The organism is Xanthobacter autotrophicus (assembly GCF_029991245.1).
In the GTDB taxonomy this organism is placed as follows: Bacteria; Pseudomonadota; Alphaproteobacteria; order Rhizobiales; family Xanthobacteraceae; genus Xanthobacter; species Xanthobacter autotrophicus_C.
Genome location: NZ_JAIVFO010000183.1, coordinates 1 through 7422 on the forward strand (window position 1 = coordinate 1; position 7422 = coordinate 7422).

Annotated in this window: 8 protein-coding genes; all 8 read left to right on the forward strand. The window is 68.7% G+C overall.

All coding sequences use genetic code 11. The features are described from left to right. The first annotated feature begins 40 nt into the window (after window positions 1-40). The 8 genes from K9U41_RS20705 to zwf all read left to right on the forward strand — a co-directional run bounded on the left by K9U41_RS20705 (window position 41) and on the right by zwf (window position 7378). A complete protein-coding gene (locus tag K9U41_RS20705) occupies window positions 41-802 on the forward strand; it encodes an SDR family NAD(P)-dependent oxidoreductase (protein WP_282642741.1) in 762 nt (253 codons plus the stop codon). A 21-nt stretch (window positions 803-823) separates the two neighbouring features. Continuing rightward, the gene (locus K9U41_RS20710) at window positions 824-1846 is read left to right on the forward strand and encodes a zinc-binding dehydrogenase (protein ID WP_282642742.1); all 1023 of its coding nucleotides are present in this window, start codon (window positions 824-826) and stop codon (window positions 1844-1846) included. A 25-nt stretch (window positions 1847-1871) separates the two neighbouring features. Further along, on the forward strand, window positions 1872-2807 hold the full coding sequence (locus K9U41_RS20715; RefSeq protein ID WP_282642743.1) for a lipid A biosynthesis lauroyl acyltransferase: 936 nt from the start codon (window positions 1872-1874) through the stop codon (window positions 2805-2807). A gap of 103 nt (window positions 2808-2910) precedes the next feature. Beyond that, window positions 2911-3393, forward strand: coding sequence for a 5-(carboxyamino)imidazole ribonucleotide mutase (gene purE, locus K9U41_RS20720; protein ID WP_282642744.1), 483 nt, complete (start codon window positions 2911-2913; stop codon window positions 3391-3393). 3 nt (window positions 3394-3396) lie between these two features. After that, entirely contained in the window at window positions 3397-4506 is a 1110-nt protein-coding gene (locus tag K9U41_RS20725) for a 5-(carboxyamino)imidazole ribonucleotide synthase (protein ID WP_282642745.1), read from the forward strand. 197 nt (window positions 4507-4703) lie between these two features. Beyond that, entirely contained in the window at window positions 4704-4973 is a 270-nt protein-coding gene (locus K9U41_RS20730; protein WP_282642746.1) for a hypothetical protein, read from the forward strand. Window positions 4974-5231: 258 nt separating this feature from the next. Further along, window positions 5232-5462: a 30S ribosomal protein S21 gene (gene rpsU / locus K9U41_RS20735; RefSeq protein ID WP_012113273.1), complete on the forward strand. Its 231-nt coding sequence runs from the start codon at window positions 5232-5234 to the stop codon at window positions 5460-5462. A gap of 440 nt (window positions 5463-5902) precedes the next feature. Further along, window positions 5903-7378 carry a glucose-6-phosphate dehydrogenase gene (gene zwf, locus K9U41_RS20740; protein ID WP_282642747.1) on the forward strand — a complete coding sequence of 492 codons (1476 nt, stop codon included), beginning with the start codon at window positions 5903-5905 and terminating at the stop codon, window positions 7376-7378. Window positions 7379-7422: the final 44 nt, after the last annotated feature.

Sequence of the window (7422 nt, forward strand, 5' to 3'; positions counted from 1 at the left end):
TCCCTAGCCCTCCCCCGCAAGCGGGAGAGGGGACGCAGCGGTGACCCCCTCCACTAAGCCCATCCTCGTCACCGGCGGCGGGCGCGGCCTTGGCGCCGCCATCGTGCGTGCGCTGGCGGCGGCGGGATATCCCGTCACCTTCACCTACCGTTCGGCCGTTGCCGAGGCGGAAGCGTTGGTGGTTGAAATCCGCGCCGCGCACCCCGATGCCGTCCTGTCCGCCCGCGCCCTGGACCTGGCCGACCGCGCCGCGGTGGAGGCTTTCGCCGAGGAGCTGGAGGCGGGGGAAACCCTCTACGGCCTGTGCCACAACGCCGGCGCCTCCTACGACACCCTCGCCGCCATGATCGACCAGGACAAGGCCGAGGCGGTGATGCAGGTGAACCATTTCGCCTTCGTGCGCCTCGCCCGCGCAGTGGTGCGGCCCATGACGCGGGCAAAGGCCGGGCGCATCGTCGCCATCGGCTCGGTGGCGGCGCTCCAGGCCAACCAGGGCAATGCCGCCTATGCTGCCTCCAAGGCGGCGCTGCTCGCCCATGTGCGCGGCCTCGCCATCGAGACCGCCCGGCGCGGCGTGACGGTGAATTATGTGGCCCCCGGCTTCATCGATACCGCCATGCTGGAAAAGTTCGCCGACTACCGGGCGAAGATGGAGGCGCAGATCCCCGCCGGCCGCTTCGCGACGCCCGATGACGTGGCCCAGGTCGTGGCCTTCCTCTTCTCCCCCGGCGCGGGCTATATGACCGGCGCCATCCTGCCGGTGGATGGCGGGCTTTCCGCCTCGCTCGCCGCCCACCGCTGAAACCTGATCCAGAGAAAAAGAATGCGTGGCCTCCAGCTCGTCTCCGACCGCAGCCTCGAACTCGTGGACCTGCCCGAACCCGACGCCCCCGGCGCCGGCGAGGTGCAGATCCGCGTCAAGGCGCTGGCGCTCAACCATATCGACGTCTGGGGCTGGCGCGGCATGGCCTTCGCCAAGCGCAAGATGCCCCTCGTGGTGGGTGCGGAAGCCGCTGGCGAGATCGTGGCGCTGGGCGCCGACGTGCGTGGCCTGAAGGTGGGCCAGACGGTGGCCATGTACGGCGCCATGACCTGCGGCCACTGCGTCAACTGTCTGAAGGGCCGCGACAATCTCTGCCAGAACGTGGGCGGCGTGCTGGGCTTCCACATCGACGGCTTCGCCCGCGACGTGATCAACATGCCCGAGCGCCTCGTCATTGCGGCGCCCGAGGGCGTCTCCTTCGAGGACGCGGCCTGCGCCGGCATCACCTTCTCCACCGTCGAGCACATGCTGTTCGACAATGCGCAGCTGGAAAAGGGCGAGACCGTGCTGGTGCATGCCGGCGGCTCCGGCATCGGCTCCGCCGCCATCCGGCTGGCCAAGGACGTGGGCGCCACCGTCATCACCACCGTGGGCGACGACGAGAAGATGGCGAAGGCGCTGGCGCTGGGCGCCGACCATGTCATCAACTATCGCAAGGATCGCTTCGAGCACGAGGTCCGCAAGATCACCAAGAAGGTGGGCGTGGACGTGGTGTTCGAGCATGTGGGCGCCGACACCTGGAACGCCTCGCTGCTGTCCATGAAGCCCGGCGCGCGCCTCGTCACCTGCGGCTCCACCTCCGGTGTCAGCGTGCAGATGAACCTGATGCAGCTGTTCCAGCGCCAGTACAAGATCTTCGGCTCGTTCGGCGCCACCATCCGCAATGTCTCGGAAGGCCTTGCGAAGATGGGCCGTGGCATCAAGCCGGTGATCGACACGGTGGTGCCGCTGGAGAACTTCAACGATGGCCTGGAGCGACTGGAAAGCCGCAAGGTCTTCGGCAAGATCGTGGTGAAGTTCTAAGGGCCCCGGTGCGGCGCGCCCGGCCGTGACCCGCCTCCCCCATTCCGTCCGCCGCCTGCTCTTCCGCCTGCGCCTTGCGCTGCAGCCGGTGGTGGAGACGCTGGTGGGCGGCTATGTGCGCTTCTCCATCTGGTGGCTGCGCCTGTGGCCGCTGTGGCTCTCGGCCGGGGGCATGGCCTTCTGGGCGCGCACGTTCGGCCCCTTCTTCGCGGTGAGCAAGGTGGCGCGGCGCAACCTGACGGCCGCATTCCCTGAGAAGAGCAAGGGCGAAATCAGCGCCCTGGTGCGCGGAGTGTGGGCCAACATGGGCCGGCTCGCCGCCGAATTCGCCCAGCAGGACCGCTTGTGGGACTACGACCCCGCGCGGCCCGGTGAAGGCCGCGTGGAAGTGGTGGGCGCCGAGATCTTCCAGCGCCTGCGCAATGACGGGCGCCCCGCCCTGTTCTTCACCGCCCACACCGGCAATTGGGAAATGTGCGCCATCGCCGGCGCCAAGTTCGATGTGCCGGGGGGCGTGCTCTATCGCGCGCCCAACAACAAAAGCGCTGCCGCCCTCATCGAGGAGATGCGCGCCGGCACCATGCCGGGCCTCATCCGCGCCGGGCGCGATGCCGGCCGCCAGATGGCGCGCATGCTGGCCGAGGGGCAGCATCTGGGCATGCTGATCGACCAGTACTGGACCGGCGGGCCGGACGTGACCTTCTTCGGCCGGCCCTGCGCCACCAACCCGACGCTGGCGCGCCTCGCCCGGCAGTTTGATTGCCCGGTACACGGCATGCGCGTCATCCGCCTGCCCGGCGCGCGCTTCCGGGTGGAGATCACGCAAGAGATCGCCCTGCCCCGCGACGGCGAAGGCAAGATCGACGTGGTGGGCGCCATGCAGGCCGTCACCGGCGTGATCGAAGGCTGGGTGCGCGAATATCCCGACCAGTGGCTGTGGCTCCACCGCCGCTGGCGCTGAGGCCGCCCGCGCCCGGACGCGGACAGGAGAGTTGGCCGCAACCCTTGCCCCGGCTGCGGCGATCCTATAAAGCCGCGCTTTCCGTTTTAAGGGGTCTTGAGGGATGAGCACGGCTGATGTTGCCGTCATCATGGGCAGCCAGTCCGATTGGGAGACCATGCGCCACGCGGCCGAGACGCTGGAAGCGCTGCAGATCCCGCACGACAGCCGCATCGTCTCCGCCCATCGGACGCCCGAGCGCATGTACGCCTTCGCCCGCAGCGCGAAGGCGGACGGCTTCAAGGTGATCATCGCCGGCGCCGGTGGCGCGGCCCACCTGCCCGGCATGGTGGCGGCGCTCACCACGCTCCCCGTATTCGGCGTGCCGGTGCAGTCCAAAGCCCTGTCCGGCCTCGACAGCCTCTATTCCATCGTGCAGATGCCGGCCGGCGTGCCGGTGGGCACCCTCGCCATCGGCGTCGCCGGCGCGACCAATGCGGCGCTGCTGGCCGCCGCCGTGCTGGCGCTTTCGGACCCGGCCCTGTCCCAGCGCCTTGAAGCCTGGCGCGCGGCGCGTACCGGGGCTGTGGCGGAACGGCCGGCCTGAGCCATGCTGAAACCCGGTAGCGTCATCGGCATCCTCGGCGGCGGCCAGCTCGGCCGCATGATCGCGCTCGCGGCGGCGGAACTGGGCCTGAAGACCCATATCCTGTGCCCGGACAAGGACAGCCCCGCCTTCCATGTGAGCGCGCACCACATCTGCGCGCCCTATGACGACTTCGCGGCGCTGGAACGCTTCGCGGCGGGCGTGGACGTGGTGACGTATGAATTCGAGAATGTCCCGCTCGCCACCGCCGAGTTCCTGGCCGCCCGCGTGCCCCTGAGGCCGGGGGCGAAGGCCCTCGCCATCACCCAGGACCGGCTGGCGGAAAAGAGCTTCGTGCGCGACCTCGGCATCGAGACCGCACCGTTCGCCGCGGTGGACGACCTCGCCGGCCTTGAGGCGGGAGCGGCGGCGCTCGGCCTTCCGGCGGTGCTGAAGACCCGGCGCTTCGGCTATGACGGCAAGGGCCAGGTCATCATCCGCCCGGAGGAAGACCTCACCGCCGCCTGGCACGCGCTGGGCCGGCAGAGCGCGATCCTCGAAGGCTTCGTCAGCTTCGAGCGCGAGGTCTCGGTGGTGGCGGCGCGGCGGGCGGATGGGGCCTTCCAGGCCTTCGACGTGACGCAGAACGTGCACCGCGAGCACATCCTGCACACCTCCACCGTGCCCGCCACCCTGTCGGCGACCACGGCGCGGCAGGCTCGCGCCATCGGCCGCGCCATCGGCGATGCCCTCGATTATGAGGGCGTGTTCGCGGTGGAGCTGTTCGTGGTGGGATGCGGCGCGGACGAACGGGTGATCGTCAACGAGATCGCCCCCCGGGTGCACAACAGCGGGCACTGGACCCAGGACGGCGCCGTGACCTCCCAGTTCGAGCAGCACGTGCGCGCCATCGCCGGCTGGCCGCTGGGCGAGGTGGCGCGCATGGGCCGGGTGCAGATGACCAACCTCATCGGCGCCGACGTGCATGACTGGCAGGCCCTGCTGGCCGAGCCCGGTACCCACGTCCACCTCTATGGCAAGGACGAGGCCCGCGCCGGCCGCAAGATGGGCCACGTGGTGCGGGTGCGCCGCGATCCTGAAGCCTGCACCAACATTCCCGAAGGCGATTGCTAGGGTCGAGCACGCATTTTTGAGCGCGACGGATACCAGGGCGCCGCCTGTCACAGCCCTGTCATTGCACTGCATCATTATACCATTTCAGACGTGACCTTCCGAAACCTGAGGCGAATCGCCATGGCGACGAAGAGCTCGCCATCGGGCATATCTGCCCAACTCGGATTCATTACTATAATACCACACTGGTTCGGGGAATGCAGGTGGCCCAGGATCGCTTCAAGGAGTGGCTGCGCGAACTGGCGCGGCACATGGCCCGGACGGGCCGCTATGGCAGTTGGCGTCTGATCCAGATCGAGCTGCGGTTCATGCAGGGCATCCGGGAGGCGGCCCACTGCTTTGCCGATTCCGAGATCCGGACGGAGCTGGACGCCCTCTGCCGCGAGGCGCAGAAGCAGGCTGCCCGGGCCATCGTCCTGCCCGGACTGCAAACGTCCACCAAATCCGCCTTCGCCGCCGCGCGGTGACCGCATCTTCCCGGGCCAGGCGGACCTCTTACGTCGTGGACCGACCGGCGCGAAGATGAGCCGACACAAGGCCCCGTCTCGCTTTTCCAGCGCATATGGCGTGTGGACAAGGTTCAAGGCTTCTGATAAGAGAGCACTCCTTCCGGATGAGCTGAAGTCGAGCGAAAGGCTCGGGCTTCCCCGGTCCGGGTGTTCAGATCAAGGTTGGCCAGATCACGGCTTGCTGGGCTCGGCGCAACAGCTCGAAGAGGTAAACACGTGCAAGTTCTCGTCCGCGACAACAATGTTGATCAGGCCCTCAAGGCGCTCAAGAAGAAGATGCAGCGCGAGGGGATCTTCCGCGAGATGAAGCTGCGTGGCCACTACGAGAAGCCGTCCGAGAAGCGCGCCCGCGAGGAGGCAGAGGCCATCCGTCGCGCCCGCAAGCTCGCCCGCAAGCGTGCCCAGCGCGAGGGCCTCATCCCCTCCAAGCCGCGCCCGACCCGCTGATCCGGCGGAGCGCCGGCCGGTCCTGAACCGGCGCGGCGCGAGCACGTCCCAGTTTCGAGCCGTTTCTGCCGCGCGTGCCCGCACGCGCGGATTTGCTTGTCTGAACCCTTGTTGCCGCGCTCCCGCCCCGCCGATCGGGTGGAGCGATCGCCGCGACCGCGCCGAAGATCACAAGCCCCGGCGCCACGTTCCCCGCGCCATCCCTCTTTCATCAACATCGCGCATGCTGCTGCATGGATGCGCGGTGCCCACGCGCCGGCGGAGGTGCGCGGACAGAGCGCGTTCCACCGACCAGTTTGCGGTGCAAACCAGTCGGAACGTGATCTAGAGTGCCCACTCCGCTTCGGGGCGGAAGACAGGCGTTCGCGGACGGCGAACGCCTGTGGCCAGCCTTGGGTTCGCGCGGGTTGCCAGGGCGCCGCGGTCGGGGGGAGAGGCTCATGGGGGCGCGTGCGGTCGCGGTCGAACCCTTCGATATCATCGTGTTCGGCGCCACCGGCGATCTCGCGCGGCGCAAGCTGCTGCCGGCCCTGTTCGAGCGCGATCTCGCCGGCCAGATGCCCGACGAGGCGCGCATCATCGGCGTTTCCCGGCGCCCCATGGCGCGGGCGGCCTTCCAGGACTTCGCCCGTGAAGCGGTGGAAACGTCCGACGGCATCGAGGAGGCCCGCCCCGCCCGTCTCGCGCATTTCCTCAACCGGCTCGACTATGTGGCGGTGGACGCCCAGACCGACGCGGGTTGGGCGGACCTCGCCCGCCTCCTCGAGCAGGGGCGCGAGCATGTCCGCGTGCTCTACCTCGCCGTGGGGCCGGACCTGTTCGATCCCATCTGCGCGCGCATCGGCGCCCACGGCATCGTCACCGACAAGACCCGCGTGGTGGTGGAAAAGCCGGTGGGCAAGGACCTCGCCTCGGCGCTGAAGGTGAACGCGGCTGTCGGCAAGGTCTTCCGCGAGGAAGCGGTGTTCCGCATCGACCATTATCTCGGCAAGGAGACGGTGCAGAACCTGATGGCGCTGCGCTTCGCCAACGCCTTGTTCGAGCCGGTGTGGAACAATGCCCACATCGACCATGTGCAGATCACCGTGGCCGAGAGCATCGGCACCGCCGGCCGCGCCGGTTACTATGACACCGCCGGCGCCCTGCGCGACATGGTGCAGAACCACATTCTCCAGCTGCTCTGCCTTGTCGCCATGGAGCCACCGGTATCGCTGGACGCGGATGCGGTGCGTGACGAAAAGCTGAAGGTTCTCAAGGCCCTCATCCCCATCACCGAGGCCAATGCCGGCCAGCTCACCGTGCGCGGCCAGTATCGCGCCGGCGCCTCGGCGGGCGGGGCGGTGCCAGGCTACCTGGAAGAGCTGGGGTCCGGAGCGTCGGAGACCGAGACCTTCGTGGCGCTGAAGGCGGAGATCGGCAACTGGCGCTGGTCGGGCGTGCCATTCTACCTGCGCACCGGCAAGCGGCTGGCCTCCCGCGTATCCGAGATCGTGGTGGCGTTCCGGCCCATCCCCCATTCGGTGTTCGATGCAGAGGCGGGTCCCATCGTGGCCAACCGCCTCGTCTTGCGCCTCCAGCCCGACGAGGGCGTGAAGCTCTGGCTGATGATCAAGGACCCCGGCCCCGGCGGCATGCGGCTGCAGCACGTGCCCCTCGACATGAGCTTTGCCAGCGTGTTCGGGGTGCGCAACGCCGACGCCTATGAACGCCTCATCATGGACGTGGTGCGCGGCAACCAGACCCTGTTCATGCGCCGTGACGAGGTGGAGGCGGCCTGGCACTGGATCGACCCCATCCTCGACGCCTGGCGGACCGCCCACGAACCGCCGAAACCCTACACCGCCGGCACCTGGGGCCCCGCCGCCGCCATCGCCCTCATCGAGCGGGACGGACGGACCTGGACCGATGATGCCTGAGGCCGCCATTTCCGGGACCCCCATGACGACACCCGCCCCTGTCT

Coding starts and splice junctions, on each gene's coding strand:
- K9U41_RS20710 (WP_282642742.1), top strand. CDS start 824: ATGCGTGGCCTCCAGCTCGTCTCCGACCGCAGCCTCGAACTCGTGGAC.
- purE (WP_282642744.1), top strand. CDS start 2,911: ATGAGCACGGCTGATGTTGCCGTCATCATGGGCAGCCAGTCCGATTGG.
- K9U41_RS20725 (WP_282642745.1), top strand. CDS start 3,397: ATGCTGAAACCCGGTAGCGTCATCGGCATCCTCGGCGGCGGCCAGCTC.
- K9U41_RS20730 (WP_282642746.1), top strand. CDS start 4,704: ATGCAGGTGGCCCAGGATCGCTTCAAGGAGTGGCTGCGCGAACTGGCG.
- zwf (WP_282642747.1), top strand. CDS start 5,903: ATGGGGGCGCGTGCGGTCGCGGTCGAACCCTTCGATATCATCGTGTTC.